The organism is Enterobacter sp. 118C5 (genome assembly GCF_034107645.1).
Classification (GTDB): domain Bacteria; phylum Pseudomonadota; class Gammaproteobacteria; order Enterobacterales; family Enterobacteriaceae; genus Enterobacter; species Enterobacter nematophilus.
The window spans coordinates 226,388-251,271 of record NZ_JAWNEU010000001.1 but is presented as its reverse complement, the minus strand read 5'-3'; the positions used below and the strand labels follow the sequence as shown (position 1 = coordinate 251,271).

At 57.4% G+C, this 24,884-nt stretch carries 26 protein-coding genes; 12 read left to right on the top strand and 14 right to left on the bottom strand.

The annotated features are described in order from the left end of the window. Positions 1-81 precede the first annotated feature (81 nt). Complete coding sequence (locus UTO39_RS01225; RefSeq protein ID WP_028013508.1) at positions 82-336, bottom strand: GlsB/YeaQ/YmgE family stress response membrane protein; 255 nt, start codon at positions 334-336, stop codon at positions 82-84. A gap of 206 nt (positions 337-542) precedes the next feature. Between UTO39_RS01225 and UTO39_RS01220 the strand changes: the two genes are divergently transcribed. Next, the gene (locus tag UTO39_RS01220; protein ID WP_320726232.1) at positions 543-1,274 is read left to right on the top strand and encodes a flagellar brake protein; all 732 of its coding nucleotides are present in this window, start codon (positions 543-545) and stop codon (positions 1,272-1,274) included. A gap of 36 nt (positions 1,275-1,310) precedes the next feature. On the opposite strand, the gene emtA is transcribed toward UTO39_RS01220, so the two are convergent. Then, the gene (gene emtA / locus UTO39_RS01215) at positions 1,311-1,922 is read right to left on the bottom strand and encodes a membrane-bound lytic murein transglycosylase EmtA (RefSeq protein WP_041909508.1); all 612 of its coding nucleotides are present in this window, start codon (positions 1,920-1,922) and stop codon (positions 1,311-1,313) included. A 106-nt stretch (positions 1,923-2,028) separates the two neighbouring features. On the opposite strand from emtA, the gene ldcA reads away from it, so the two are divergent. Then, positions 2,029-2,943 carry a muramoyltetrapeptide carboxypeptidase gene (ldcA, locus tag UTO39_RS01210; protein ID WP_320726231.1) on the top strand — a complete coding sequence of 305 codons (915 nt, stop codon included), beginning with the start codon at positions 2,029-2,031 and terminating at the stop codon, positions 2,941-2,943. An 88-nt stretch (positions 2,944-3,031) separates the two neighbouring features. Next, positions 3,032-4,765: a potassium/proton antiporter gene (locus UTO39_RS01205; protein WP_320726230.1), complete on the top strand. Its 1,734-nt coding sequence runs from the start codon at positions 3,032-3,034 to the stop codon at positions 4,763-4,765. 46 nt (positions 4,766-4,811) lie between these two features. On the opposite strand, the gene dadX is transcribed toward UTO39_RS01205, so the two are convergent. Both dadX and UTO39_RS01195 read right to left on the bottom strand, forming a co-directional pair. Continuing rightward, on the bottom strand, positions 4,812-5,882 hold the full coding sequence (dadX, locus tag UTO39_RS01200) for a catabolic alanine racemase DadX (protein ID WP_320726229.1): 1,071 nt from the start codon (positions 5,880-5,882) through the stop codon (positions 4,812-4,814). A 9-nt stretch (positions 5,883-5,891) separates the two neighbouring features. Continuing rightward, the gene (locus tag UTO39_RS01195) at positions 5,892-7,190 is read right to left on the bottom strand and encodes a D-amino acid dehydrogenase (RefSeq protein WP_151412490.1); all 1,299 of its coding nucleotides are present in this window, start codon (positions 7,188-7,190) and stop codon (positions 5,892-5,894) included. A gap of 321 nt (positions 7,191-7,511) precedes the next feature. On the opposite strand from UTO39_RS01195, the gene UTO39_RS01190 reads away from it, so the two are divergent. After that, complete coding sequence (locus UTO39_RS01190) at positions 7,512-9,044, top strand: SpoVR family protein (RefSeq protein WP_320726228.1); 1,533 nt, start codon at positions 7,512-7,514, stop codon at positions 9,042-9,044. 59 nt (positions 9,045-9,103) lie between these two features. On the opposite strand, the gene fadR is transcribed toward UTO39_RS01190, so the two are convergent. After that, positions 9,104-9,823: a fatty acid metabolism transcriptional regulator FadR gene (fadR, locus tag UTO39_RS01185; RefSeq protein WP_028013515.1), complete on the bottom strand. Its 720-nt coding sequence runs from the start codon at positions 9,821-9,823 to the stop codon at positions 9,104-9,106. A 201-nt stretch (positions 9,824-10,024) separates the two neighbouring features. Here fadR and nhaB point away from each other — a divergent pair, with 201 nt between their 5' ends. Both nhaB and dsbB read left to right on the top strand, forming a co-directional pair. Continuing rightward, positions 10,025-11,563, top strand: coding sequence for a Na(+)/H(+) antiporter NhaB (nhaB, locus tag UTO39_RS01180; protein WP_320726227.1), 1,539 nt, complete (start codon positions 10,025-10,027; stop codon positions 11,561-11,563). Between the two features lie 46 nt (positions 11,564-11,609). Further along, positions 11,610-12,140, top strand: a complete 531-nt coding sequence (gene dsbB / locus UTO39_RS01175; RefSeq protein ID WP_061097913.1) for a disulfide bond formation protein DsbB — start codon at positions 11,610-11,612, stop codon at positions 12,138-12,140. Positions 12,141-12,261: 121 nt separating this feature from the next. Here the strand turns inward: dsbB and UTO39_RS01170 are convergent, their stop codons facing one another. The 3 genes from UTO39_RS01170 to UTO39_RS01160 all read right to left on the bottom strand — a co-directional run bounded on the left by UTO39_RS01170 (position 12,262) and on the right by UTO39_RS01160 (position 13,778). Next, positions 12,262-12,702, bottom strand: coding sequence for a YcgN family cysteine cluster protein (locus tag UTO39_RS01170; protein ID WP_320726226.1), 441 nt, complete (start codon positions 12,700-12,702; stop codon positions 12,262-12,264). 93 nt (positions 12,703-12,795) lie between these two features. Then, positions 12,796-13,455 (bottom strand): fumarylacetoacetate hydrolase family protein, encoded by a 660-nt coding sequence (locus tag UTO39_RS01165; RefSeq protein WP_320726225.1) that lies wholly within the window; start codon positions 13,453-13,455, stop codon positions 12,796-12,798. Between the two features lie 47 nt (positions 13,456-13,502). Then, complete coding sequence (locus UTO39_RS01160) at positions 13,503-13,778, bottom strand: YcgL domain-containing protein (protein ID WP_023336061.1); 276 nt, start codon at positions 13,776-13,778, stop codon at positions 13,503-13,505. A 123-nt stretch (positions 13,779-13,901) separates the two neighbouring features. Between UTO39_RS01160 and minC the strand changes: the two genes are divergently transcribed. From minC to minE, 3 genes are read left to right on the top strand one after another with little or no spacing between them, the layout of a single operon-like run. Beyond that, positions 13,902-14,609 (top strand): septum site-determining protein MinC, encoded by a 708-nt coding sequence (gene minC / locus UTO39_RS01155; RefSeq protein WP_320726224.1) that lies wholly within the window; start codon positions 13,902-13,904, stop codon positions 14,607-14,609. Positions 14,610-14,632: 23 nt separating this feature from the next. Further along, positions 14,633-15,445, top strand: a complete 813-nt coding sequence (minD, locus tag UTO39_RS01150) for a septum site-determining protein MinD (protein ID WP_008500505.1) — start codon at positions 14,633-14,635, stop codon at positions 15,443-15,445. 3 nt (positions 15,446-15,448) lie between these two features. Next, positions 15,449-15,715, top strand: coding sequence for a cell division topological specificity factor MinE (gene minE, locus UTO39_RS01145; RefSeq protein ID WP_024909868.1), 267 nt, complete (start codon positions 15,449-15,451; stop codon positions 15,713-15,715). Positions 15,716-15,790: 75 nt separating this feature from the next. Here the strand turns inward: minE and rnd are convergent, their stop codons facing one another. From rnd to UTO39_RS01120, 5 genes are all read right to left on the bottom strand, one after another. Continuing rightward, positions 15,791-16,906 carry a ribonuclease D gene (gene rnd, locus UTO39_RS01140; RefSeq protein WP_320726649.1) on the bottom strand — a complete coding sequence of 372 codons (1,116 nt, stop codon included), beginning with the start codon at positions 16,904-16,906 and terminating at the stop codon, positions 15,791-15,793. 83 nt (positions 16,907-16,989) lie between these two features. Then, positions 16,990-18,675 (bottom strand): long-chain-fatty-acid--CoA ligase FadD, encoded by a 1,686-nt coding sequence (gene fadD, locus UTO39_RS01135; RefSeq protein ID WP_320726223.1) that lies wholly within the window; start codon positions 18,673-18,675, stop codon positions 16,990-16,992. A gap of 203 nt (positions 18,676-18,878) precedes the next feature. After that, entirely contained in the window at positions 18,879-19,460 is a 582-nt protein-coding gene (locus UTO39_RS01130) for a Slp family lipoprotein (RefSeq protein WP_320726222.1), read from the bottom strand. A gap of 37 nt (positions 19,461-19,497) precedes the next feature. After that, the gene (tsaB, locus tag UTO39_RS01125) at positions 19,498-20,193 is read right to left on the bottom strand and encodes a tRNA (adenosine(37)-N6)-threonylcarbamoyltransferase complex dimerization subunit type 1 TsaB (protein ID WP_061097906.1); all 696 of its coding nucleotides are present in this window, start codon (positions 20,191-20,193) and stop codon (positions 19,498-19,500) included. Between the two features lie 66 nt (positions 20,194-20,259). Then, the gene (locus UTO39_RS01120; protein ID WP_023293935.1) at positions 20,260-22,170 is read right to left on the bottom strand and encodes an ATP-dependent DNA helicase; all 1,911 of its coding nucleotides are present in this window, start codon (positions 22,168-22,170) and stop codon (positions 20,260-20,262) included. Positions 22,171-22,302: 132 nt separating this feature from the next. On the opposite strand from UTO39_RS01120, the gene UTO39_RS01115 reads away from it, so the two are divergent. Further along, positions 22,303-22,647 carry a RidA family protein gene (locus UTO39_RS01115; protein ID WP_028013528.1) on the top strand — a complete coding sequence of 115 codons (345 nt, stop codon included), beginning with the start codon at positions 22,303-22,305 and terminating at the stop codon, positions 22,645-22,647. Positions 22,648-22,653: 6 nt separating this feature from the next. Here the strand turns inward: UTO39_RS01115 and UTO39_RS01110 are convergent, their stop codons facing one another. Continuing rightward, positions 22,654-22,836, bottom strand: a complete 183-nt coding sequence (locus tag UTO39_RS01110) for a YoaH family protein (protein WP_008500497.1) — start codon at positions 22,834-22,836, stop codon at positions 22,654-22,656. Between the two features lie 61 nt (positions 22,837-22,897). On the opposite strand from UTO39_RS01110, the gene pabB reads away from it, so the two are divergent. Together pabB and UTO39_RS01100 are read left to right on the top strand one after the other, a co-directional pair. Then, complete coding sequence (gene pabB / locus UTO39_RS01105) at positions 22,898-24,226, top strand: aminodeoxychorismate synthase component 1 (RefSeq protein WP_320726648.1); 1,329 nt, start codon at positions 22,898-22,900, stop codon at positions 24,224-24,226. A 2-nt stretch (positions 24,227-24,228) separates the two neighbouring features. Next, entirely contained in the window at positions 24,229-24,807 is a 579-nt protein-coding gene (locus tag UTO39_RS01100; protein WP_061097904.1) for a CoA pyrophosphatase, read from the top strand. Positions 24,808-24,884: the final 77 nt, after the last annotated feature.

Sequence of the window (24,884 nt, the reverse complement as noted above, 5' to 3'; positions counted from 1 at the left end):
ACGACAATTATTATCATTTAGATTAGCAAATCAATATGGCGGCAAAAAAAACGGCCCTCCGCAGAGAGCCGTTCTGTCACTTTATGCTCGTCGCAGTAATCTGAATATGCCCAGCACGACAATGGCCCCCACGACAGCGACAAGGAAACTGTGCATGTCGAAACCACTGATGTCACCACCAAAACCAAACATCGTCGCCAGCCAGCCGCCTACAACCGCACCAACGACCCCGAGTACGCAGGTCAAAATAAAGCCGCCGCCATCGTTTCCCGGCATGATCAGTTTTGCGATAGCGCCAGCAATAAGGCCAAAAATAATCCAGGCGATGATACCCATAGCAATGCCCTCTTGCAGATTAAACGCATGTGCAGAAAACCTTCTGCACAGCTAACTTAAGTATAGGTCATCACCGGAAAACCAGTTTCGTCTCACCGACTTATCCTGCGGGCAACGGTAAAAAAACTCACCGGTTTGTATTAAGTTTGGAGGTGGATTGCCGATAACGCTAAGACAGTCTGTCATCAATCAAGGAGCCATCCGGCGTGAGTCATTACAGTGAGCAGTTCCTCAAGCAAAATCCGCTGGCTGTATTAGGGGTATTACGCGACCTGCAAAAAGGCGAAGTGCCGCTGCGCATCAGCTGGTCGAATAATCAGTTCATCAGCAAAATCCTTGACGTCTCGCAGGAGCGGCTGGTTATTGACCTGGGCAGCCAGGAGTATGAAAACCGCGCGGCGCTGAAAGCAGAGAATATCGTGGTCATGGCCGAAACCCACGGTGCCAAAGTGGAGTTTGTCCTGCCGCGACTGGAGCTGAGCGAATACCAGGGACTTCCGGCTTTTGTTTCCCCCCTTCCTGGCAACCTCTGGTTTGTTCAGCGTCGTGAATATTTCCGCATCAGCGCCCCGCTTCACCCTGCCTATTTTTGTAAGGCAAAAATGCCGGACAAAAAAGAGATCCGCTTCCGTCTCTTTGACCTGTCGCTGGGCGGAATGGGCGCGCTGATGGATACCCCGAAGCCGGAGGGCCTGGTCGAAGGCATGCGGTTTACGCAAATTGAACTGGACATGGCGGGCTGGGGCCGTTTTTATTTCGATGCACAGCTGATCGCCATCAGCGAGCGCACGGTAGTGGACAGCAAAAATGAAACGATTACCTCGCCGCGGCTGAGCTTTCGTTTCCTGAACGTCGGGCCAGGCGCGGAGCGCGAGCTGCAGCGCATTATCTATTCGCTGGAGCGGGAAGCACGGGAACGTGCGAATAAGGTACTTTGAGAGAAGTCGGGCAGCGAGCGCCGCCCGTTTGCGGCATTACATGGCATCCATCGCTTTCTGTACTTTCCAGATATAGCGAGGCGCCTGCGGTGCCGGATGATTTTTCGCCACATGCTCGACGAACTCATCTTTGTCCATGTCGTTGATCTCCTCAATCGCCTCTTTACGGTCAGAGGAGAAGGTTCTGAGCAGCGCCCCTGCGCCGTTCACGTACGAGACCACCAGCGCGTATTGCATCACTTCCGGGTCCTCAATGCCCTTCAGCACGCCATGTTCCAGAATGCTCAGGTAAGCGGTCCCCATAGAAATGTTGCGTTCCGGGTTCTTCAGCTCGCTGGTCGACGGCTGGCCGCTCCAGCCCATATAGCGGTAGACCTCTCTCCCCGCCGTTGACGCTTTCAGCTGCATCAGCCCCACCGCGTTGGATTTGCTGACAAGCGTGGGATTGCCGCCGGACTCCACCGCAATAATGGCGGTGATCAGACGCGGACTGACGCCCCAGGCCTTTCCGGCTTGTTCACTGATCGGCATCCACTGCATGGCCCGTTTCACCGGCACTTCCGGGTTCCAGGGCGGGTTTTGATAATCATGTTTTGAACTACAGCCAGCCAGCAACACAATCAAAAAAGCAAACCATCTCAATTTCACGTCATCTATCCTTATAGCCGGTCATCGCGGTGCGCCGCCCTTGAAGCAGGCAGCGTATACGCGGCATGATATAGACAATTAGTTTCTCATTCAGCAAGGAATTGCCATGTCTCAGATTCATCTCATCGCGCCTTCGGGCTACTGTATTAACCAGGACGCGGCGCAGCGAGGCGTTCAGCGCTTACTGAATTCCGGCCATCAGGTAGAAAATCAGACAATTATCCCCCGCCGCCAGCAGCGTTTTGCCGGAACGGAAGCGCAGAGGCTGAATGATATCAATAGCCTGGTGAACCTGAAGGGCGAAAACCGAATAGTCCTTGCGGTGCGCGGCGGCTACGGTGCGAGTAGGCTGCTGGAGAGCATTGACTGGCAGGGCCTGGCGCAGCGCCAGCAGCAGGATCCGCTGCTGATATGCGGCCACAGCGATTTCACCGCCATCCAGCTTGGTCTGCTGGCGCTGCATAACGTCATCACGTTTAGCGGCCCGATGCTGGCCGGTAACTTCGGCGCGCCGGAACTGGACGCGTTCACCGTGGAGCATTTCTGGCGCGCGCTGCGCAACCCCACCTACAGCGTGGAATGGCAGGGGAATGGGCCGCACTGGGAATGTGAGGGCCAGCTCTGGGGCGGTAACCTGGCGATGCTGGTCTCGCTCATCGGCTCGCCGTGGATGCCGCAAATCGAGGACGGCATTCTGGTGCTGGAAGATATTAACGAACATCCCTTCCGCGTCGAGCGCATGCTGTTGCAGCTTTATCATGCCGGTATTCTCGATCGCCAGTCCGCAATTGTGCTGGGCAGCTTTAGCGGCTCTGCCCCGAACGATTATGACGCGGGTTACACCCTGGAAACGATGGTCGATTTTATCCGCTCGCGGCTGGATATTCCGGTTATCACCGGACTGGATTTTGGTCATGAACAGCAGACCGTTACCCTTGCGCTGGGCGCGCAGGCGACACTGACACACGATGTTTCAGGCAGTCGGTTGACTATCGGCGGTCATCCGGTCATAAAAGCATAAAAAACCCCCTTAATAAAACGCTGTTACCGTTGTTAATATGTTAGGGTTTTAGTAACAGCGTTAACATTGAGGTGGGAGTAAGAGAACATTGGATGCCGCAGCGATAATCAGCCTTTTCATTTTGGGTTCTGTGCTTGTAACCAGCAGTATTTTATTAAGTTCATTTTCATCGCGTCTTGGCATACCCATTCTTGTTATTTTCCTTGCCATCGGCATGCTGGCTGGCGTTGACGGCATCGGCGGTATCCCCTTCGATAACTATCCCTTCGCCTATATGGTGAGTAACCTCGCGCTGGCGGTGATCCTGCTCGACGGAGGGATGCGCACTCAGGCGAGCTCCTTCCGCGTGGCCTTAGGGCCTGCGCTGTCGCTGGCGACCGTCGGCGTGTTGATCACTTCCGGCCTCACCGGGATGATGGCCGCCTGGCTTTTCAATCTCGATCTGATGGAAGGCCTGCTGATTGGCGCAATCGTTGGCTCTACCGATGCGGCGGCGGTCTTTTCCCTGCTTGGCGGTAAAGGGCTTAACGAACGCGTTGGCTCAACGCTTGAGATTGAATCCGGCAGTAACGATCCGATGGCGGTATTCCTGACCATCACGCTGATAGAGATGATCCAGCAGCACGAGACGGGCCTGAGCTGGATGTTTGCCCTACATATTCTGCAGCAGTTCGGGCTGGGGATTGTCATCGGCCTGGCGGGGGGATACCTGCTACAGCAGACGATCAACCGCATTTCTCTGCCCTCGGGGCTTTACCCTCTGCTGGCGCTCAGCGGCGGGATCCTGATTTTTGCCGTCACCACCGCGCTGGATGGCAGCGGTATTCTCGCCGTCTACCTCTGCGGGTTCCTGATGGGCAACCGCCCTATTCGCAACCGTCACGCCATTTTGCAGAACTTCGACGGCCTGGCGTGGCTGGCGCAAATCGGCATGTTCCTGGTGCTGGGCCTGCTGGTGACGCCGTCGGACCTGCTGCCGATCGCCGTTCCGGCGCTGCTGCTGTCGGCGTGGATGATCTTCTTCGCCCGTCCGCTCTCCGTGTTTGCAGGCCTGCTGCCGTTTCGCGGCTTTAACCTGCGCGAGCGCGTCTTTATCAGCTGGGTCGGCCTGCGCGGCGCGGTGCCGATTATCCTTGCGGTGTTCCCGATGATGGCCGGTCTGGACAACGCGCGGCTGTTCTTCAACGTGGCGTTCTTCGTGGTGCTGATTTCCCTGCTGTTCCAGGGCACGTCGCTCGGGTGGGCGGCGAAAAAGGCCAAAGTGGTGGTGCCGCCCGTGGGCTGGCCGGTCTCCCGCGTGGGGCTGGATATTCACCCGGAAAACCCGTGGGAGCAGTTCGTCTATCAGCTGAGCGCCGACAAATGGTGCGTGGGAGCCTCGCTGCGCGATTTGCACATGCCTGCCGAAACGCGCATTGCCGCCCTGTTTCGCGATAATGTCCTGCTGCACCCTACCGGCAGCACCCGCCTGCGCGAAGGGGATATTCTGTGCGTGATTGGCCGCGAGCGCGACCTGCCCGCGCTGGGCAAGCTGTTCAGCCAGTCGCCTCCCGTGGCGCTGGATCAGCGTTTCTTCGGCGATTTTATTCTGGAAGCCAGCGCCAAATTTGCGGATGTAGCGCTCATTTATGGCCTGGATGAAGGTGCTGAAGACGGCGATAACCCGCAAACGCTGGGCGAAATCATTCAGCAGCGGCTTGGCGCTGCGCCGGTTGTGGGTGACCAGGTGGAGTTTGCCGGGATGATCTGGACGGTTGCCGAAAAAGAAGATAACGCGGTGCGGAAGGTCGGTTTAAGGCCGATGGAAGAAGACGATGAGTAGTTTTTTTGCCGGGTGGCGGCTTCGCGTCACCCGGCAAAGGTACAAGTTACACTGTCACAACCGGCACTCTCGGCGCCAGGGCACACATCAGTTCATACCCTACCGTTCCCGCCGCGGCCGCCACGTCATCAATTTTGATTTCGTTGCCCCACAGCTCGACCGGTGAACCGATCCCTGCCTGCGGGCATGGCGTCAGGTCAACCGCCAGCATATCCATTGAGACGGTGCCAACCGTGCCCGTGCGCACCCCATCCACCCAGACCGGCGTGCCGGTCGGCGCGATGCGCGGATAGCCGTCAGCATAACCGCCCGCGACGATGCCGATACGCTGCTCGCCCTTCGCCCGGTAGCGGCTGCCGTAGCCCACCGTATCGCCCGCCTTCAGCGTCTGCACGCCGATGATCTCGCTGCGCAGGGTCATGACCGGCTTCAGGCCGCTGTTGGCGATATCCTGCCACTGCCCTGAGGGTGATGCACCGTACAGAACAATTCCCGGACGTACCCAGTTATAGTGGGCTTCAGGATGCCAAAGCGTCGCCGCCGAGTTCGACAGGGAGCGCGGACAATCGAGCCCTTCAGCCGCCTGCTCAATGCGGACCATGGCATCAGCAATACCGTCCGGTTTTTCCGCATCGGCAAAGTGCGCCATCAGCGTCATTTCGCCGACGTTTTTCAGGGCGCGCAGCTGCTGCCAGACCGTATGGACCCGCTCGGGCTGGAAGCCCAGGCGGTTCATGCCGCTGTTCACCTTGAGATAAATATCCAGCGGAGCGTGAAGCTTCGCATCCTGAATGGCTTTAATCTGCCAGTTGCTGTGCACGCTGGTGGTCAACCGGTACTTATCCAGCAGCGGCAGATCGTCCGCGTGGAAGAACCCCTCCAGCAGCAGAATAGGCCCTTTCCAGCCGCGCTCGCGCAGCAGGATGGCCTCTTCGAGATTCAGTAACGCAAAACCGTCGGTCGCGCCGAGCGCGCTCCATATGCGGTCAATACCGTGGCCGTAGGCGTTTGCCTTGACGACTGACCAGACGCGCGAACCAGGTGCTGCCCGGCGAACAATTTGCAGGTTTTCCTTCAGGGCCTGCAGATCCAGCTGAGCCAGAACAGGACGGGACATGACAGCTCCTTAGTTATGCGCGCCGTGCAGGTGCTGAGGGCGCGATGGCGTAAATCCTGATTGATAGCGCGCAGCGCTTAAATCGTCAAACGGAATTGCCGGCGTGCGCCCGGAAATCAGGTCGCTCAGCAGCTGGCCCGATCCGCAGGCCATCGTCCAGCCGAGCGTGCCGTGTCCCGTATTGGTCCACAGGTTTTTGAACGGCGTACGTCCGACAATCGGCGTGCCGTCCGGGGTCATCGGACGCAGGCCGGTCCAGAACGTCGCCTGCTCAACAAAACCGCCGCGCGGGAAGAGATCGCCCACCACCATCTCCAGCGTTTCACGACGCGGCTGCAACAGTTCGGTGTTGAAGCCGACAATCTCCGCCATGCCGCCGACGCGAATACGGTTATCGAAGCGGGTGATGGCGATTTTGTAGGTTTCATCCAGAATGGTCGACACCGGCGCCCCGCTCTCCTCTTTCACCGGGATGGTGAGCGAGTAGCCCTTGAGCGGGTAGACCGGAATATCGAGGATGCCTTTCAGCATGGCAGTGGAGTAGGAACCAAACGCCATCACGTAGGCATCGGCTTTGATCACCTCGTCGCCGCACTTCACGCCGTAAATTTTTTCGCCTTCCGACAGCAGTTTGTCGACGGAGGTATTAAAGCGGAATTTCACCCCCGCCTGCTCGCACATCTGCGCCAGACGCTGGGTAAAGAGCTGACAGTCGCCGGTTTCGTCATTCGGCAGACGCAGGCCGCCGGTCAGCTTGTGGGCCACTTCGGCCAGCGCGGGTTCAACCTGGCCCAGCTGGCTGGCCTCCAGCAGCTGGTAAGGTACGCCGGCATCTTCCAGCACGGCGATATCGCGGGTGGCGTTTTCATACTGTTGCTCGGTGCGGAACAGCTGCAGCGTGCCGCCCTGACGGCCTTCGTACTCGATCCCCGTCGACGCGCGCAGGGCTTTGAGGCAGTCACGGCTGTACTCCGCCAGACGCACCATGCGCCCTTTGTTTTCCATGTAGTGGCGGGTGTCGCAGTTGCGCAGCATCTGCCACATCCACTTCAGCTGGAACTGCGTGCCGTCAAGGCTGATGGCCAGCGGCGCGTGGCGCTGGAACATCCATTTGATCGCCTTCAGCGGCACGCCGGGCGCCGCCCACGGGGCCGCATAGCCGGGAGAGATTTGACCGGCGTTTGCCGCACTGGTTTCAAGCGCCGGGCCGGATTCACGATCGATAACGGTAACCTCATGTCCCGCCTGACTTAAATACCAGGCGCTGGTTACGCCAACGACACCACTTCCCAGTATGACAACACGCATAGCCACTCCATTATGAGCAAAAGAACAATCATCTAATTACAGATTGATAACCTAGTTGAAAATATTATTCAACATACGACTTTTTTATGGTGACTTGCCTCACACATCCCCCAGCATCAGGGGACAGGTGTAATTTGGGATCTCCTGCTGAGCTTTATTTTTAACCAGCATAAAATTCTGATGAGTGCGCTTTTTTTGCCGTATCAAAAACGGGAAATCGCAAAGAAAAAATTTCTGCGCCAGCACGCTTTTTAACACGTTGATCTATGCTTGAAAGGAGGCTCTCCAGACAGAGAGAGCACCCACAACGAGGGCGCGCTAATGGCTACTATTGATTCCCTGAACAAGGACAACACACGTCTGAGCGATGGACCCGACTGGACCTTCGAGCTGCTGGATGTCTACCTCGCCGAAATCGACCGGGTGGCAAAACTGTATCGCCTGGATACCTATCCCCATCAGATTGAGGTGATTACCTCCGAACAGATGATGGACGCTTACTCCAGCGTCGGGATGCCGATCAACTATCCGCACTGGTCGTTTGGTAAAAAATTCATTGAAACGGAGCGGCTGTACAAGCACGGCCAGCAGGGGCTGGCGTATGAGATCGTCATTAACTCCAACCCGTGTATCGCCTATCTGATGGAAGAGAACACCATTACCATGCAGGCGCTGGTGATGGCGCACGCCTGCTACGGGCATAACTCCTTCTTTAAAAATAACTATCTGTTCCGCAGCTGGACGGACGCCAGCTCCATCGTTGATTACCTGATCTTCGCGCGTAAATACATTACCGACTGCGAAGAGCGCTACGGCGTGGACGAAGTGGAGAAGCTGCTCGACTCCTGCCACGCGCTGATGAACTACGGCGTGGACCGCTATAAACGCCCGCAGAAAATTTCTCTGCAGGAGGAGAAAGCCCGGCAGAAAAGCCGCGAGGAGTATCTGCAGAGCCAGGTGAACATGCTGTGGCGTACCCTGCCGAAGCGTGAGGAGGAAAAAACGATCGCCGAAGCGCGTCGCTATCCGTCCGAGCCGCAGGAAAACCTGCTCTATTTTATGGAGAAGAACGCCCCGCTGCTGGAGCCGTGGCAGCGCGAGATTTTGCGTATCGTGCGTAAGGTGAGCCAGTATTTCTATCCGCAGAAACAGACCCAGGTGATGAACGAAGGCTGGGCGACCTTCTGGCACTACACCATCCTCAACCATCTGTATGACGAGGGGAAAGTCACCGAGCGGTTCATGATGGAATTCCTCCACAGCCATACTAACGTGGTGTTCCAGCCGCCCTACAACAGCCCGTGGTACAGCGGGATTAACCCGTATGCGCTGGGGTTTGCGATGTTCCAGGATATTAAGCGCATCTGCCAGTCGCCGACGGAAGAGGACAAGTACTGGTTCACGGATATCGCCGGTTCTGACTGGCTGGAAACGCTGCATTTTGCGATGCGCGACTTTAAGGATGAGAGCTTTATCAGCCAGTTCATGTCGCCGAAGATCATGCGCGATTTCCGCTTCTTCACCGTGCTGGACGATGACCGCAACAACTATCTGGAGATCTCCGCGATCCATAACGAGGAGGGATACCGTGAGATCCGCTCCCGCCTCTCCTCCCAGTACAACCTGAGCAACCTTGAACCCAATATTCAGGTGTGGAACGTGGACCTGCGCGGCGACCGTTCCCTGACGCTGCGCTATATCCCGCACAACCGCGCGCCGCTGGATAAAGGGCGCAAAGAGGTGCTGAAGCACGTGCACCGCCTGTGGGGCTTTGACGTGCAGCTGGAGCAGCAGAATGAGGACGGCAGCGTGGAGCTGCTGGATCGGTGCCCGGCGCGGTTGAATACGCTCTAGGCCCGGTAAGCGAAGCGCCACCCGACGAAAAAAAACCTCTCACTTGAGAGGTTTTTCTTTTAACGGCTCTGAATCGCTAAATCGCCCGGCAGCGTTTTCTGCATACGGTGCCAGATTTCACCGGAGTCGTGGCCGTATCGGCGCACGGTTTCATAAACCTGATCGTGCAGGCCTTCGGTGCAGAGCTTGCTCAGCTTATGGTAGAAGCCCAGCGCCAGGCTGCGGGCTTCAGGGTTGGCGAAGTAGTGACGACCAATGCGGGTATAGAGCCCTTTCATACCGTTGAGGATCAGGCCGTAAACCGGGTTGCCGGAGGCAAACGCCAGGCCGCGAAACACGTTGTAATCGAGGGTGGCAAAAGCATCGGCGTGATCTTCAACTTCATTCGCGCTGGCCAGCACCGCAAGCGCATCTTCAGGATGCTGACGGAAAGCGGTGCGAATAAAGATAGTCGCGATGTTGGTGCGCACGGAGAGCAGGTTATCAATCAGCTGCGGCACGCTTTCGTGGTCGAGGCGCGCCAGCGTTTCAAGAATGTTCAGCCCCGAGGTTTCCCAGAAGTTGTTTACCTTTGTTGGCTTGCCGTGCTGGATCGTCAACCAGCCATCGCGCGCCAGTCGCTGAAGCACTTCACGCAGCGTGGTGCGAGTGACGCCAATCAGTTCAGAGAGTTCGCGTTCAGCCGGAAGAATGGACCCCGCAGGGAAACGATTATTCCAGATGCTTTCAATGATGTACTCTTCCGCGAAACCCGCCGGGCTCTGCGCCTTAATGACCATAGTGAGATTTCCATTACACAGCTTTTTGCAAATTGGACTCATCATACCAGAGGCGTGCAGCGGCAGGTAGCGCGGCAAAGTGAGAAAAGAGGGATCGCCGTTTCATTTTCGTGAAATTTACAATGCGGTCTTATCCGCCTCCGGGCCGCGATTTTTGCGTATACTGATGTTTTGTTTTACTTGACGGGAAGGACGTCTGTTGTGGAAATTTCTTTTGGGCGCGCGCTGTGGCGCAATTTTTTAGGTCATTCTCCTGACTGGTACAAACTGATACTGCTGGTTTTCCTGGTCGTTAATCCCATCATTTTTAGCGTGAATCCGTTTATCGCCGGGTGGCTGCTGGTGGCGGAGTTTATCTTCACCCTGGCCATGGCGCTGAAGTGCTATCCCCTGCTGCCTGGCGGTTTGCTGGCGTTTGAGGCGGTGGTCATCGGCATGACGTCCGCAGAGCATGTCAAAGCGGAGCTGGCCTCAAATCTTGAAGTGCTCCTGCTGCTCATTTTTATGGTGGCCGGTATCTACTTTATGAAACAGCTTCTGCTGTTTATCTTTACCCGTCTGCTGCTGAGCATTCCGTCTAAAACGATCCTCTCGCTGGCGTTTTGCCTCGCCGCCGCCTTTCTGTCGGCCTTCCTGGATGCGCTCACCGTTGTCGCGGTGGTGATCAGCGTCGCCGTAGGATTTTACGGCATTTATCACCGCGTGGCCTCCTCTCGCCCGAGTGAAGATTTGCAGGACGATAGCCACGTCGAGGCGCATAACCGCGACGTGCTGGAACAGTTCCGCGCGTTTCTGCGCAGCCTGATGATGCACGCGGGGGTCGGTACGGCGCTGGGCGGCGTGATGACCATGGTGGGCGAGCCGCAAAACCTGATCATCGCCAAAGCGGCTGAATGGCATTTTGGCGAATTTTTCCTGCGCATGGCCCCCGTCAGCGTGCCTGTGCTGGTCTGCGGGTTAGCGACCTGCATTCTGGTCGAAAAATTCAGGCTGTTCGGCTACGGCGCACAGCTGCCTGAGCCCGTCCGCAATGAACTGCATAAATTTGACGAGCAGAGCCGCAAACAGCGTACGCGCCAGGAGACGCTGCGTCTGATTGCGCAGGGGATCATCGGCATCTGGCTTATCGCCGCGCTGGCGTTGCATCTTGCCGAAGTCGGGTTGATTGGCCTCTCGGTTATTATTCTTGCGACCACCTTTAGCGGGGTAACGGACGAGCATGCTATTGGTAAAGCCTTTACCGAAGCCCTGCCGTTTACCGCACTGCTGGCGGTCTTCTTTGCGGTCGTGGCGGTGATTATCGATCAACACCTTTTCGCACCGATTATCGCGTTTGTGCTCCAGGCCTCGCCGGACTCGCAGCTTACGCTGTTCTATTTATTTAACGGTCTGTTGTCCTCTATTTCCGATAACGTCTTTGTCGGGACGGTGTACATCAATGAGGCCAAAGCGGCGATAGAGCAAGGGATCGTCAGCACCGGACAGTTCGAACTGCTGGCGGTGGCCATCAACACCGGAACCAACCTGCCCTCCGTTGCAACACCGAACGGCCAGGCGGCATTTCTCTTCCTGCTGACCTCCGCGCTGGCGCCGCTCATACGACTTTCTTATGGAAGAATGGTCTGGATGGCGCTGCCGTACACGCTGGTACTCACCGTTGTTGGTTTGCTGTGCATCAAAATTACTCTCGTTCCCTGTACGCAATGGCTGTTACAAGCGGGTATACTTGCGGCGCATTAAAATTCGTTTACACTGCGCTTTCTAAGCATGTTCCAGGGAAATGATTATGTTGAGATTTTTAAACCAGTGCTCCCGCGGTCGCGGAGCGTGGTTGTTGATGGCCCTGACCGCCTTTGCGCTGGAAATGGTTGCGCTCTGGTTCCAGCACGTGATGGGACTCAAGCCCTGCGTGCTGTGCATCTACGAGCGCTGCGCGCTATTCGGCATTATGGGTGCGGGCCTGGTGGGCGCGATTGCCCCGAAAACGCCGTTGCGCTATGCGGGTATTGCAATCTGGCTGTACAGCGCCTGGAAAGGGATTGAGCTTTCCTGGCAGCACACCATGATGCAGCTGCATCCGTCACCGTTTATGACCTGTGATTTCGCCGCCCGCTTCCCGAGCTGGCTGCCGCTGGATAAGTGGCTGCCGCAGGTGTTTGTCGCCTCCGGTGACTGCTCCGTACGTCAATGGGAATTCCTGACGCTGGAGATGCCGCAGTGGCTGGTGGGCATTTTTGTGGCCTACTTCGTCGTGGCGCTGCTGGTGCTGATTGCCCAGCCGTTCAAGCCGAAGAAGCGCGATCTGTTCGGAAGGTAAAAGCAAAACGGCAACGATAGTTGCCGTTTTTAGTTTTTGCGCCCTCTCCCGTGGGAGAGGGTTGGGGTGAGGGCATCAGGCCGCACCCCAATAAAAACCCGCCTCGGCGGGTTTTTTATTATCACCGATTAGGGTGATTCATGATGTGGTCTTCCCAGTCCCGCACCTCGGACTCTTTCACCGCAATGTGGCGCACCGAAATGCGCTCGCCGTGCATTGCCGCTTTCGACCCCGTCAGCAGCGGATGCCAGTTCGGCAGTTCTTTCCCTTCCGCCAGCAGACGATATGCGCAGGTGTGCGGCAGCCATTCAAAGGTGGGCAGATTATCACGGGTTAATTTGATGCAGTCCGGCTCAAATTCAAACCGACGCTCATAGTTGCGGCACTGGCAGGTTTTGATGTTCAGCTGCCTGCAGGCGACGTTAGTGAAATAGATTTCGTCCGTATCTTCATCCATCAGCTTGTGCAGGCAGCACTGTCCGCAGCCGTCGCACAGGGATTCCCATTCCGCGTCGGTCATGTCGTCGAGAGTTTTGCTTTGCCAGAAAGGGATGTCGTTCATCAGGATGTCCACACGTCAAAAGAAAGCGCACCTTATAACGAGTCTGGCACGTTGTTGCAAGTTTTGCCGCCCTCTTCAGGCGGCAAGATGCGGTTACAGCACGCGGGTTTTTAGCGACAGGCCGTTAAAACCGACCTCCAGCTCATCGCCGCTGGCGAGCGGGCCCACGCCTTCCGGCGTGCCGGTCAGGATCACATCGCCCGGCTTCAGGGTGAAGAAACGGCTCATATAGGCAATTAGCGGGACAATCTTATGGATCATATCTGCCGTGGTGCCCTGCTGGCGGATCTCGCCGTTAACCTTCAGGCTGAGCGGGGTGTCCTGCGGATCGTTAATAAATTCACTCACCGGAATGAATCCTGAAATCGGACATGCGTTATCAAAGCCTTTGGCTTTTTCCCACGGCTGCCCCGCCTTCTTCATTTTGCCCTGCACGTCGCGCAGGGTCAGATCCAGCGCCACGCCGTAGCCGGCAATCGCTTTCTCGACATGCTCTTCGGAGGCCTGACGGAGCGTGGCGCCGATCAGCACGGCGAGCTCTACTTCGTGATGCACCGAACCCAGCCCCTGCGGCAGCGCCAGCGGCTGGCGGATATCGCACAGCGCCGTCTCGGGCTTAATAAACAGGACCGGCTCTTCTGGGGTTGCGCTGCCCATCTCCTGAACATGCTTCGCATAGTTGCTGCCCACGCAGACCACTTTGCTGACGGGATAATCCAGTAATGCACCTTGCCAGTTATGATGTTGATACATGCTCGACCCCTAATCGGTTGATGTGTTATGCCCGAAAACAGCTGAGACTATTTTTTCCCGGTTGCCTCGAGGTGCTGTTTTAATAAATTCTCAGGCGGCGGTGGCAGCTGTAAATAATAGCCCTGCTCGGCTAATGCCGTTTTCACTTTTTCCAGATCGGCATTCACCAGCTTTTTACGACCGTCCAGCGGCAGCAGCATCGCCAGCTGTGGTCGGCCAAAGTTCTTCATTAATTCTTCCGGCACGCGTGAAAAATCGTCTTTCTTTTCGACATAAAGATAGGTCTGGTCACGGCTTGTACTTCTGTAGATCACACAAAACATGTTTTTACTCTGAATTAATGGGTGGTTGCTTGCCTCAATATACTCCTGACTATAACATGCCTGATACTCTTCGGAATATCGCAGCGAATGGTTGCGGTTAATAGCAAATTGAGTAAGGCCAGGATGTCAAACACGCCCATCGAGCTTAAAGGCAGTAGCTTCACCTTATCAGTGGTACATTTGCATGATGCAAAACCCGAGGTTATTCGTCAGGCGTTAGAAGACAAAATCGCCCAGGCTCCCGCCTTTCTGAAGCACGCCCCTGTCGTCATCAACGTCAGCGGTCTTGAGGCGCCGGTTAACTGGACACGTCTCCAGCAGGCCGTCTCCTCGACCGGGCTGCGTATTGTCGGCATCAGCGGCTGCAAAGATCCCGAGCTGAAAGCGGAAATCGACCGTGCGGGGCTGCCTCTTCTTAATGAGGGCAAAGAAAAAGCCCCACGTGCAGCACCCGTTGCCGTGCAAACGCCCCCTCCTGCGGTGCAAAACGTTACTACCGTCACAAAAACGCGAATGATTGATGTGCCGGTTCGTTCCGGTCAGCGCATTTATGCACCAAACTGTGATCTAATTGTTACAAGCCACGTCAGCGCTGGCGCAGAGCTGATTGCAGATGGCAATATTCACGTTTACGGTATGATGCGTGGACGTGCGCTCGCAGGCGCAAGTGGCGATCGGGACGCGCAAATATTTTGTACTCACCTGACGGCGGAACTGGTGTCCATCGCAGGTGAATATTGGCTGAGCGACAAGATCCCAGCCGAATTTTATGGCAAAGCGGCTCGCCTGCTTCTGGCAGACGACGCGTTGACCGTTCAACCGTTGAATTAATCCCTTTTTAACAAGGAATTTCTATGGCACGCATTATTGTTGTTACTTCGGGTAAAGGAGGCGTTGGCAAGACCACCTCCAGCGCGGCCATCGCTACTGGTTTGGCCCAGAAGGGAAAGAAAACCGTCGTTATCGACTTCGATATCGGTCTGCGTAACCTCGACCTCATCATGGGATGTGAGCGTCGCGTCGTGTATGACTTCGTGAACGTCATTCAGGGCGATGCCACGCTGAACCAGGCGCTGATTAAAGACAAGCGCACCGAGAACCTCTATATCCTCCCGGCCTCTCAGACGCGTGACAAAGACGCTCTGACCCGTGAAGGGGTAGAAAAGGTGCTCGACGAGCTGAAAAAAATGGAGTTCGACTTCATTGTCTGCGACTCCCCTGCCGGCATCGAAACCGGTGCCCTGATGGCGCTCTACTTCGCTGACGAAGCGATCATCACCACCAACCCTGAAGTCTCCTCCGTGCGTGACTCAGACCGTATTCTCGGCATCCTCGCCTCCAAATCCCGTCGTGCGGAAAATGGCGAAGATCCGATTAAAGAGCACCTGCTGCTGACCCGTTACAACCCTGGTCGCGTAAACAAAGGTGACATGCTGAGCATGGAAGACGTGCTGGAGATCCTGCGCATTAAACTGGTTGGCGTCATCCCGGAAGATCAGTCCGTGCTGCGCGCGTCTAACCAGGGCGAGCCCGTGATCCTGGATACAATGGCAGATGCAGGTAAAGCTTACGCCGATACCGTTGACCGTCTGCTGGGAGAAGAACGTCCTTTCCGCTTCATTGAAGAAGAGAAGAAAGGTTTCCTCAAACGCCTGTTCGGAGGATAAGTTATGGCATTACTGGACTTTTTTCTCTCGCGGAAAAAGAACACCGCCAACATCGCAAAAGAACGTCTGCAAATTATCGTTGCGGAGCGTCGTCGTAGCGACGCCGAGCCTCACTACCTGCCGCAGCTGCGCAAGGACATCCTGGAAGTGATCTGTAAGTACGTGCAGATTGACCCGGAGATGGTGACGGTGCAGCTGGAGCAAAAAGACGGGGATATTTCGATTCTGGAGCTGAACGTAACGCTTCCGGAAGCGGAAGAGTCGCGTTAATTCGGTTGTGGTTCGTCGCCCCGGCTGACGTAGCGCCACCGGGGGAATATGCCGGGTATATCGCCCGGCATATTTTTATCGCGGATAACCTTCCAGCAAGGTATTCAGGCGATCGGCCATCAATTCCCCGCGCCAGCCCGCCATCAGTTCCGGCACGCCATTCTGCGGTTTCAGCTTCCAGTGCCAGTTCAGCAGCTGGTTAATCTGCCTGCGTGACGCCAGCAGTTCTGCACTCAGCTTGCTTTCCGTTGCGGCGTCCTGCACCAGCGCTTTGATGTCCTTGAAAGCCTTGCGATAGCCCGGCATATCCATTAGATTCAGCAGCGGCTCAGGCAGCGCCTCTTCCGGCAGCGCCTGCGCTTTGGCGACCAGCGCCAGCAGGGTTTTACCGTGGAAGCGGATCTCGCTCCCCGAAAGCCCGATGCTGTCCAGTTCGCCCAGGCTGCCCGGCATATAGCGCGCGACCGCCCAGAGATGCTCTTCGCGAACCACAAAGTTAACGGCCAAATCGCGTTCGCGCGCTTTGCGTAAGCGCCAGTCGGCTAACAGCTGCAGGCAGGCCAGCTGACGCGTACGCAGCTGCCAGGCGTTGCTGATATCGCGCCAGGCCTCTTTCGGATCAACCACTTCCTGGCGACGCTGCTGCGTCATACGGCACTCGTCCAGCGCGGCAGACAGCCAGCCGGAGGCCTCCGCCTCTTTCATCAGCTGTCCGGCAATCGGCAGCAGGTAAAACACGTCTGCCGCCGCATATTCCAGCTGACGCCCGGTAAGCGGGCGCGCCAGCCAGTCGGTACGGGATTCGCTTTTATCCAGCGTCAGGCCCGTATACTCCTCCACCATGGCGGCAAAGCCCCACGACAGCGGACGACCGCTGAACGCCGCGAGGATCTGCGTATCAATCAGCGGCTGAGGCATGATGCCAAAGGTGTTCAGAAAGACTTCCAGATCTTCACTGCCCGCGTGCAGGTATTTCGTTACCGCAGTATCCAGCAGCAGGTCACGCATCGGCGCCCAGTCGGTAATGCCGAGCGGGTCGATCAGCGAGACGTGCTTACCGTCGTACATCTGTATCAAACCCAGCTGTGGATAATAGGTGCGAGTACGGACAAACTCGGTATCCAGAGCGATGGCAGGAAAGTCGCGCGTCACTTCGCACAGCGAAGCCAGCTCGTCGTTGGTCGTGATCATCTGGTAATTCAAATCGGATTCTCTTTTGTTTGCGCCCATAAAAAACGCCGGCTTAACCGGCGTCTGGGCGATTAACGTGAAGCTCAGGCCTTATTGTCTACTTTGGCACGGGCTTCGTCACGTAATTCTCGTCGTAATATCTTCCCGACGTTGGATTTCGGCAGCTCAGTGCGGAATTCCACCAGCTTCGGCACTTTATAGCCCGTCAGGTGACGGCGACAAAACGTTATCAGCGCTTCCTCGGTAAGAGAAGGATCTTTCTTGACCACAAATATCTTCACCGCTTCACCGCTGCTGCCGGAAGGAACGCCCACCGCCGCCACTTCCAGCACGCCGCTGTGCTGCATCACCACGTCTTCGATTTCGTTCGGATAGACGTTGAAGCCGGAGACCAGAATCATATCTTTTTTGCGATCGACGATGCGCAGGAAGCCTTCGTCATCCATCACCGCAATATCGCCGGTGTACAGCCAGCCGTCTTTGAGGATTTCGTCGGTCGCATCAGGGCGCTGCCAGTAACCCAGCATCACCTGCGGCCCTCTGACGCACAGCTCGCCCGGCTCACCGTGCGGTACTTCGTTACCCTCATCATCCACCAGCTTTGCTTCCGTGGACGGCACCGGCAGACCGATGCTGCCGCTGTGGTAGTCGATGTCATGCGGGTTGACGCTCACCAGCGGCGCACACTCCGTCAGGCCGTAGCCTTCAAGCAGATATTGCCCGGTTAGCTTCACCCAGCGCTCGGCCACCGCCTGCTGGACCGGCATGCCGCCGCCCGCGGAGAGATGCAGCGTGGAGAAATCGAGCTGCTGGAACTCTTTGTTGTTGAGCAGCGCGTTAAACAGGGTGTTCACCCCGGTCATGGCGGTGAACGGGTATTTTGCCAGCTCTTTCACCAGCCCCGGGATATCGCGCGGGTTGGTGATCAATACGTTTTGCCCGCCAAGCTCAATAAATAGCAGGCAGTTCATGGTCAGCGCGAAGATGTGATACAGCGGCAGCGCGGTGATCACCAGCTCTTTACCCGGATGGAGCAGCGGCCCGTAGGTGGCATTGACCTGCTCAAGGTTCGCCAGCATGTTGCGGTGGGTCAGCATCGCCCCTTTGGCCACGCCGGTGGTGCCGCCCGTGTATTGCAGGAAGGCCAGATCCTCTGAGACCACTTCCGGCTTGACGTACTGCATGCGATAGCCCGCATGCAGCGCGCGGCGAAAGGAGATGGCATCCGGCAGGTGGTATTTGGGTACCAGACGTTTGACGTATTTAACGACAAAGTTAACCAACGTCCCTTTGGCGGTGGAAAGCTGATCGCCCATGCGCGTCAGGATGACGTGCTTCACCTGGGTCTTATCGACCACCTTTTCCAGCGTGTGGGCAAAGTTGGAAACAATGACAATCGCCACCGCGCCGCTGTCGTTCAGCTGATGTTCCAGCTCGCGCGGCGTGTAAAGCGGGTTGACGTTGACGACAATCATCCCGGCACGCAGGATGCCGAACAGCGCCACCGGGTATTGCAGCAGGTTCGGCATCATCAGCGCGACGCGATCCCCTTTTTGCAGCCCCAGCCCTTCCTGCAGATAAGCCGCAAACGCCCGGCTACGTTCCTCAAGCTTACGGAACGTCATCACCTCGCCCATATTCACAAACGCGGGCTGATCTGCATAACGTCTTACCGAGTGCTCAAATAATTCCACCAGGGATTGATAACGGTCAGGATTGATCTCCGCAGGCACATCTGCGGGATAACGGTTAAGCCAAACCTTTTGCAATGCATCACCTCTGAAATGAGTGTTCGTCGTCATCACAGCCCCGATAATAAACAGTTTGTTAACATTATATTAACTCAGCGTACCAGTTTATTAATTGTTCAGATTGCAGGTTGCGAAGCGCGTCACTCTTTTTTTTCGTTTTATCCGTAAAAAAACAGAGACAGCGGCTGAGCCGCTGTCTCTTTCCTAATAATAACAGTAAGTTACTCAGTTACGATCGTTTGAACCTGCGCAGGGCCCGGATTATACCAGCCCCATCCCGGATAACCGTAACGATAAGGATGTGGACCCCACATCCACGGATCGATTGGCTGAGGCGGCATCACCACCTGCTGGGCGATACGCCAGCGCTTATAGCCGTTCACCTGCATGGTCATAAACTTGTACGGCGTGTTGCCGATTTTGCCCTGCACCGAACCGGTGATCGGCCCGACAACGGTTACCAGCTGTCCGCGAAAATCGACCGGGTCGAGGAAGCCACTAACCTCGGCATAGATGCGCCCGCGAGAGGCTTCACCGAGTACGGGACGCGCGCCGCTGTCGAGCGGTACCGTGGCAATTTCCAGACGGGTTTTCCCCTGCTGGTTCTGCACGTCGATCACTTTGCCACCGAAGCGCGCTTCCTGGCCGACGTAAAGCTCGGGCGCGTTCATCACCCGAACCAGATCCTGCTGTGGCGTCGGGCTGCTGCCCTTGATCGCATCAGGTACGGTTACGCAACCGCTCAGTGCTATGGCAACCGCGCCTGCCATAAAAAGGCGTACTACTTTAGTCTGAACCGCCATGATGCGACTCCTTTTTCTCAGTTCCTGTTACTGAGATTCACTCGCGGCCCGGAAGTTTCTTCCACGCGACGGTGTTTCGCAAATAAACCGGCTCCGCATGTTCAACGGCAACGGTTTTTCCTGCTGCAAGCAGCTGACGGGCAATCGGGAGCATATCTTCCGCCGCAGGCAGGAGCATGTTGCCGTCCACCAGCGTCACGCCGGTGCCGTTCGCCATCTCTGGCCACGCCGGCCAGCCCGTGCCGACCGTAGCCCACTCGCCGGACAGCTGCTTCAGGCGTTCAGTAACGGCTTCAGGCTTAAGCACCGCTTCCGTCTCTTCGCCGTGCCAGATGCCGTTTTCATCGCGGGTATATTCCGCCCAGTAAACTTCACCCATGCGAGCGTCAATAGCGGCCAGCACGCGGGTCGCGCCCGTCATGCGCCAGGCTCCCTCGGCCATCGTGGCAAGCGTAGAGACGCCGATCATCGGCAGGTCAGCGCCCAGCGCCAGCCCCTGCGCGATGCCAATCCCAATGCGCACGCCCGTAAAGCTGCCGGGACCGCGGCCAAAGGCCAGCGCGTCGAGGTCGGTTAAGGTGGTGTTGCCCTGGGTTAAAATGGCTTTTACCAGGGGCAGAATACGCTGGGTGTGTTCCCGTGGGCACTCTTCGAAATGAGCAGAAACAGCACCGTCGTTTAACAGAGCAACAGAGCAAGCCTCTGTCGCGGTATCAATAGCCAGAATTCGCATCAGTCGTCGCGCTCTCGCAAGGGTCAGTCACAAAATGGCGCGCATCTTAGCACACTCCGGGGCGAATTACTCCGCCGTTGGGTTTGCCAGGAAACGCACCGCGCGTTTAATGTCCCGCGTACGCGGGGCGGGCGGCAGGCTGGCGAGGAAGGTTGCGCCGTAAGGACGCATGACCAGCCGGTTATCACAAATGACCAGCACGCCGCGATCGGTGACGTCGCGGATCAGGCGCCCTACCCCCTGCTTCAGGGTAATGACCGCATCCGGTAGCTGAACCTCGTCAAACGGATCGCCCCCGCGCAGGCGGCAGTCTTCCATACGCGCCTTGAGCAGCGGATCGTCCGGCGACGTGAACGGCAGCTTATCGATGATCACCAGCGAGAGCGTGTCGCCGCGCACGTCCACCCCTTCCCAGAAGCTGCTGGTCGCCACCAGCAGGGCGTTACCGGCGCTGACAAACTGCTGGAGCAGCTGCCCTTTGCTGGTTTCCCCCTGCAGCAGCACCGGCAGGGTCATGGTGGCGCGAAACTGCTCGGCGAGGTCGCGCATCATGGCGTGCGAGGTGCAGAGCATAAAGCAGCGCCCGTTGTTGGCCTCAATCATCGGCTTGAGCATCGCCGCGAGATGCCGCGCCGCCCCCGGCTGGTTCGGCAGCGGGAGATTGCGCGGCACGCACAGCAGCGCCTGCTTTTCGTAGTCAAACGGGCTGGGCAGCAGCAGTGATTCCGCCTGCTCAATGCCGAGGCGCTCGGTGAAGTGGTGCAGATCGTCATTTACCGACAGGGTTGCGGAGGTAAAGATCCAACTTCCCGGCTTCTGCGCCATCACTTCTTTGAATTTATCGGCCACCGTCAGCGGCGTGAGCGCCAGGGTAAAGTGGCGGGAGGTGCATTCATACCAGTAGCTGTACCCCGGCTGATTGATCTCTTTTAGCCGTTTCAGCCGCCCGCGATAGAGCGTGGCGCGCTCGAAGGCGGCGTCAAGCAGCGCGGAGCGTCCGAGGGACAGCTTCGCCACGTCGTAGCAGAGTTCCAGGGCATCATCGAGCAGCAGCAGCGCGCGCTGGATATTTTTGTCCGCCAGCAGTTCGCGCAGGTTGCCGCGATAGCCCGGCTCGCCAAGCTGCAAGCGGAAATCCTGCGCGCTTTGCGCCAGGCGGTCGGCGCACTTCTGCAGCTGCTGGGTATCTTTGAGTTCGGTCCGGTAGGCAATGGTGAAATCTTTTGCCAGATCCTGAAGCTGGCGGCTGGAGAGCGACTGGCCGAAATACTGGCTGGCGATATCCGGCAGCTGATGGGCTTCATCGAAGATCATCACATCCGCCTCCGGGATCAGCTCGCCGAAACCGCTGTCCTTAACCACCATGTCCGCGAGGAACAGGTGGTGGTTCACCACTACCACGTCTGCGTCCATCGCGGTTTTACGCGCTTTCACCACAAAACAGTCTTTATACAGCGGGCAGTCGCTGCCGAGGCAGTTGTCGTTAGTGCTGGTCACCAGCGGCCAGGCCGGGGAGTCTTCCGGCACGCTCGCGCACGTGCTGATATCGCCCTCTTCGGTCTGGTTCGCCCAGGCGCGCAGGATAATGACGTCGCTCAGGGTTTGTACCGGCAGATCGCCGCCCGCCAGCGCCTGCTGTTCGAGTCGCTCCAGGCAAAGGTAGTTCGATCGCCCTTTCAGCAGCGCCAGGCGTCCTTTGTATTTCAGCGCTTTTGCGACGGTAGGCAGATCGCGGCTGTAGAGCTGATCCTGCAGCGCTTTCGATCCGGTGGAAATAATCACCTTCTTTTTCGCCCGCAGCGCCGGTGCAAGGTAAGCATAGGTCTTACCCGTGCCGGTTCCGGCTTCAACCACCAGCGGCTGGGCCTTATCAATGGCGCGGGCAACGGCGTGCGCCATCTGTCGCTGAGGCTCACGAGGCTTGAAGCCGGGGATCGCCTGCGCTAATTGACCTTCAGGGGAAAAATCGTCTGCCACGTTGCTCTCTCACTGTATTTTTGCACAGGGATTATGTCAGCCCATCCTCTCCTGTGCCACCCCAAATAGTGACGACAGCGGAACAATATGGCAGTCTTGCCGCCTGACGACGAAAATAACGAGGATACGTTTATGACAATTGTGCGCATTGATGCCGAAGCCCGCTGGTCTGATGTGGTGATCCATAACCAAACGCTGTATTACACGGGTGTACCGTCAAATCTGGACGCGGATGCGTTCGAGCAGACGGCGAATACCCTGGCGCAGATTGATGCCGTGCTGGAAAAACAGGGCAGCGATAAATCCCGCATTCTGGATGCGACCATTTTCCTGGCAAACAAAGACGATTTCGCGGCGATGAACAAAGCCTGGGATGCGTGGGTGGTGGCGGGTCACGCGCCTGTACGCTGCACCGTACAGGCCACGCTGATGAAACCGGAATACAAGGTTGAGATCAAGATTATCGCGGCGGTTTAAGCCCGATTACTCTTCATCTTCATCCTCAAAACGCGCCACGATCCGCTCGCCGGTATGGGTGGCGCGCAGCTCCTCCGCCACCTGGGAAATCGCCTGTCCGCTGCTCATCCCCTGGGACATCAGTTCCTGAATTCGCTCAACCGCTTTCTGCTGCTGTTCATGGCTCAGAGAAGGTAAACCTGCAAACATCGTCAACTCCTGCTAAATTATTCGCGCTAATTATTTCACGCTGCCCGGTAGTATGCCATACATGAACATGCGCTTCCCCACTGTTGTTACCTTACCCTGGCGCGCTGACGCCGCTGAGTTCTGGTTTGCCCGACTGAGCCATCTTCCCTTTGCCATGCTGCTGCACTCCGGCCATGCGGATCACCCCTACAGCCGCTTCGATATTGTGGTGGCCGATCCGCTGAAGACGCTGACGACCGACGATCTGCTGCCGACGGACGATCCGCTGATGCAGCTTCAGCAGGAAATCAACGCCCTGGGCTTATCCGCTACGCCGAACCCGGACCTGCCCTTCCAGGGCGGCGCGCTGGGCCTGTTTGGCTACGATTTGGGCCGCCGGTTCGAGACGCTGCCCGAGCATGCGCAGGCTGATATTTCCCTGCCGGACATGGCCGTGGGGCTGTACGACTGGGCGTTGATTGTGGACCACCAGAAAAAAACGGTCTCCCTGCTGAGCCATGGAGGCGTGCAGGCCCGTCTGGCCTGGCTTGAGGCGCAGCATCCTGCCCCAGCTGAGACGTTTACCCTGACCTCCGGCTGGCGCTCGAACATGACCGCGCCGGAATACGCGGAAAAATTCGCGCGCGTTCAGGCGTATCTGCAAAGCGGCGACTGCTATCAGGTCAACCTTGCCCAGCGCTTCCAGGCAGCATACCAGGGAGACGAGTGGCAGGCGTTTACCCGTCTGAATGCCAGCAACAGGGCGCCGTTCAGCGCGTTCGTACGCCTGGAACAGGGAGCAATACTGAGCCTGTCGCCGGAGCGTTTTATCCATCTGGCGGAAGGTACGATTCAGACCCGCCCGATTAAAGGCACATTACCGCGCCTGGCGGACCCCGACGCCGATCGCCGGCAGGCGGAGAAACTCGCCGCGTCACCGAAGGATCGTGCCGAAAACCTGATGATTGTCGACCTGATGCGTAATGATATTGGCCGGGTCGCCGAACCAGGCAGCGTGCGCGTGCCGGAACTGTTCGTCGTCGAGCCTTTCCCGGCGGTACATCATCTGGTCAGCACCATTACCGCGCGCCTGCCCGCCTCTCGCACCGCCTGCGATCTGCTCCGCGCCGCGTTCCCGGGCGGCTCCATCACCGGCGCGCCAAAAATTCGTGCCATGGAAATCATCGACGAACTGGAACCGCACCGCCGCAACGCCTGGTGCGGCAGCATCGGCTATATCAGCCTGTGCGGCACCATGGATACCAGCATTACCATTCGCACGCTGACGGCCTGCGGCGGCAATCTGTACTGTTCTGCGGGCGGCGGCATTGTGGCGGACAGCCAGGTCGAGGCGGAATATCAGGAAACCTTTGATAAGGTGAACCGCATCCTGAAGCAACTGGAGAACTAACGGTGGAGAAAGAGAACCTGACGCTGGATGATTTTCTGTCGCGCTTTCAGCTGCTGCGGCCGCAGGTCAACCGCGCCTCGCTGAACCAACGTCAGGCGGCGGTGCTGATCCCGGTGGTGCGTCGGGAACAGCCCGGCCTGCTGCTTACGCAGCGCTCGCCGCATATGCGAAAACACGCCGGTCAGGTGGCCTTCCCGGGAGGCGCGGTGGACAGCACCGACGCGTCGCTGATTGCCGCCGCGCTGCGGGAGGCGCAGGAGGAGGTGGCAATCCCGCCTGAAAGGGTCGAGGTCATCGGCGTGCTGCCGCCGGTCGACAGCGTGACCGGCTTTCAGGTCACGCCGGTGGTCGGCATTATTCCCCCCAATCTTCAATATCACGCCAGCGTCGATGAAGTCTCAGCGGTGTTTGAGATGCCGCTCGAAGAGGCGCTCCGGCTAAGCCGCTATCATCCGCTGGATATCCATCGCCGGGGGCATGACCATCGGGTGTGGTTGTCCTGGTATCAGCATTATTTTGTCTGGGGCATGACCGCGGGCATCATTCGTGAACTGGCGCTACAAATCGGCCTGAAGCCTTGACTATACTTTACATTCCAGCCTTTTTTGCAGGTTTGCGATCCGTGTCGCGCTATTAGCAAAACCCATCGTTAACCATT

What these genes read in the sequence shown, in the direction of transcription:
- UTO39_RS01115 (WP_028013528.1), top strand. Translation starts at nt 22,303, where the DNA reads ATGACAATTGTGCGCATTGATGCCGAAGCCCGCTGGTCTGATGTGGTG.
- ldcA (WP_320726231.1), top strand. Translation starts at nt 2,029, where the DNA reads ATGTCTCAGATTCATCTCATCGCGCCTTCGGGCTACTGTATTAACCAG.
- minC (WP_320726224.1), top strand. Translation starts at nt 13,902, where the DNA reads ATGTCAAACACGCCCATCGAGCTTAAAGGCAGTAGCTTCACCTTATCA.
- minE (WP_024909868.1), top strand. Translation starts at nt 15,449, where the DNA reads ATGGCATTACTGGACTTTTTTCTCTCGCGGAAAAAGAACACCGCCAAC.
- rnd (WP_320726649.1), bottom strand. Translation starts at nt 16,906, where the DNA reads ATGATCACGACCAACGACGAGCTGGCTTCGCTGTGCGAAGTGACGCGC.
- pabB (WP_320726648.1), top strand. Translation starts at nt 22,898, where the DNA reads ATGAACATGCGCTTCCCCACTGTTGTTACCTTACCCTGGCGCGCTGAC.
- dadX (WP_320726229.1), bottom strand. Translation starts at nt 5,882, where the DNA reads ATGTCCCGTCCTGTTCTGGCTCAGCTGGATCTGCAGGCCCTGAAGGAA.
- minD (WP_008500505.1), top strand. Translation starts at nt 14,633, where the DNA reads ATGGCACGCATTATTGTTGTTACTTCGGGTAAAGGAGGCGTTGGCAAG.
- UTO39_RS01165 (WP_320726225.1), bottom strand. Translation starts at nt 13,455, where the DNA reads ATGTATCAACATCATAACTGGCAAGGTGCATTACTGGATTATCCCGTC.
- tsaB (WP_061097906.1), bottom strand. Translation starts at nt 20,193, where the DNA reads ATGCGAATTCTGGCTATTGATACCGCGACAGAGGCTTGCTCTGTTGCT.
- UTO39_RS01190 (WP_320726228.1), top strand. Translation starts at nt 7,512, where the DNA reads ATGGCTACTATTGATTCCCTGAACAAGGACAACACACGTCTGAGCGAT.
- UTO39_RS01225 (WP_028013508.1), bottom strand. Translation starts at nt 336, where the DNA reads ATGGGTATCATCGCCTGGATTATTTTTGGCCTTATTGCTGGCGCTATC.
- UTO39_RS01160 (WP_023336061.1), bottom strand. Translation starts at nt 13,778, where the DNA reads ATGTTTTGTGTGATCTACAGAAGTACAAGCCGTGACCAGACCTATCTT.
- UTO39_RS01130 (WP_320726222.1), bottom strand. Translation starts at nt 19,460, where the DNA reads ATGGCGGTTCAGACTAAAGTAGTACGCCTTTTTATGGCAGGCGCGGTT.
- dsbB (WP_061097913.1), top strand. Translation starts at nt 11,610, where the DNA reads ATGTTGAGATTTTTAAACCAGTGCTCCCGCGGTCGCGGAGCGTGGTTG.
- UTO39_RS01195 (WP_151412490.1), bottom strand. Translation starts at nt 7,190, where the DNA reads ATGCGTGTTGTCATACTGGGAAGTGGTGTCGTTGGCGTAACCAGCGCC.
- UTO39_RS01170 (WP_320726226.1), bottom strand. Translation starts at nt 12,702, where the DNA reads ATGAACGACATCCCTTTCTGGCAAAGCAAAACTCTCGACGACATGACC.
- UTO39_RS01110 (WP_008500497.1), bottom strand. Translation starts at nt 22,836, where the DNA reads ATGTTTGCAGGTTTACCTTCTCTGAGCCATGAACAGCAGCAGAAAGCG.
- fadR (WP_028013515.1), bottom strand. Translation starts at nt 9,823, where the DNA reads ATGGTCATTAAGGCGCAGAGCCCGGCGGGTTTCGCGGAAGAGTACATC.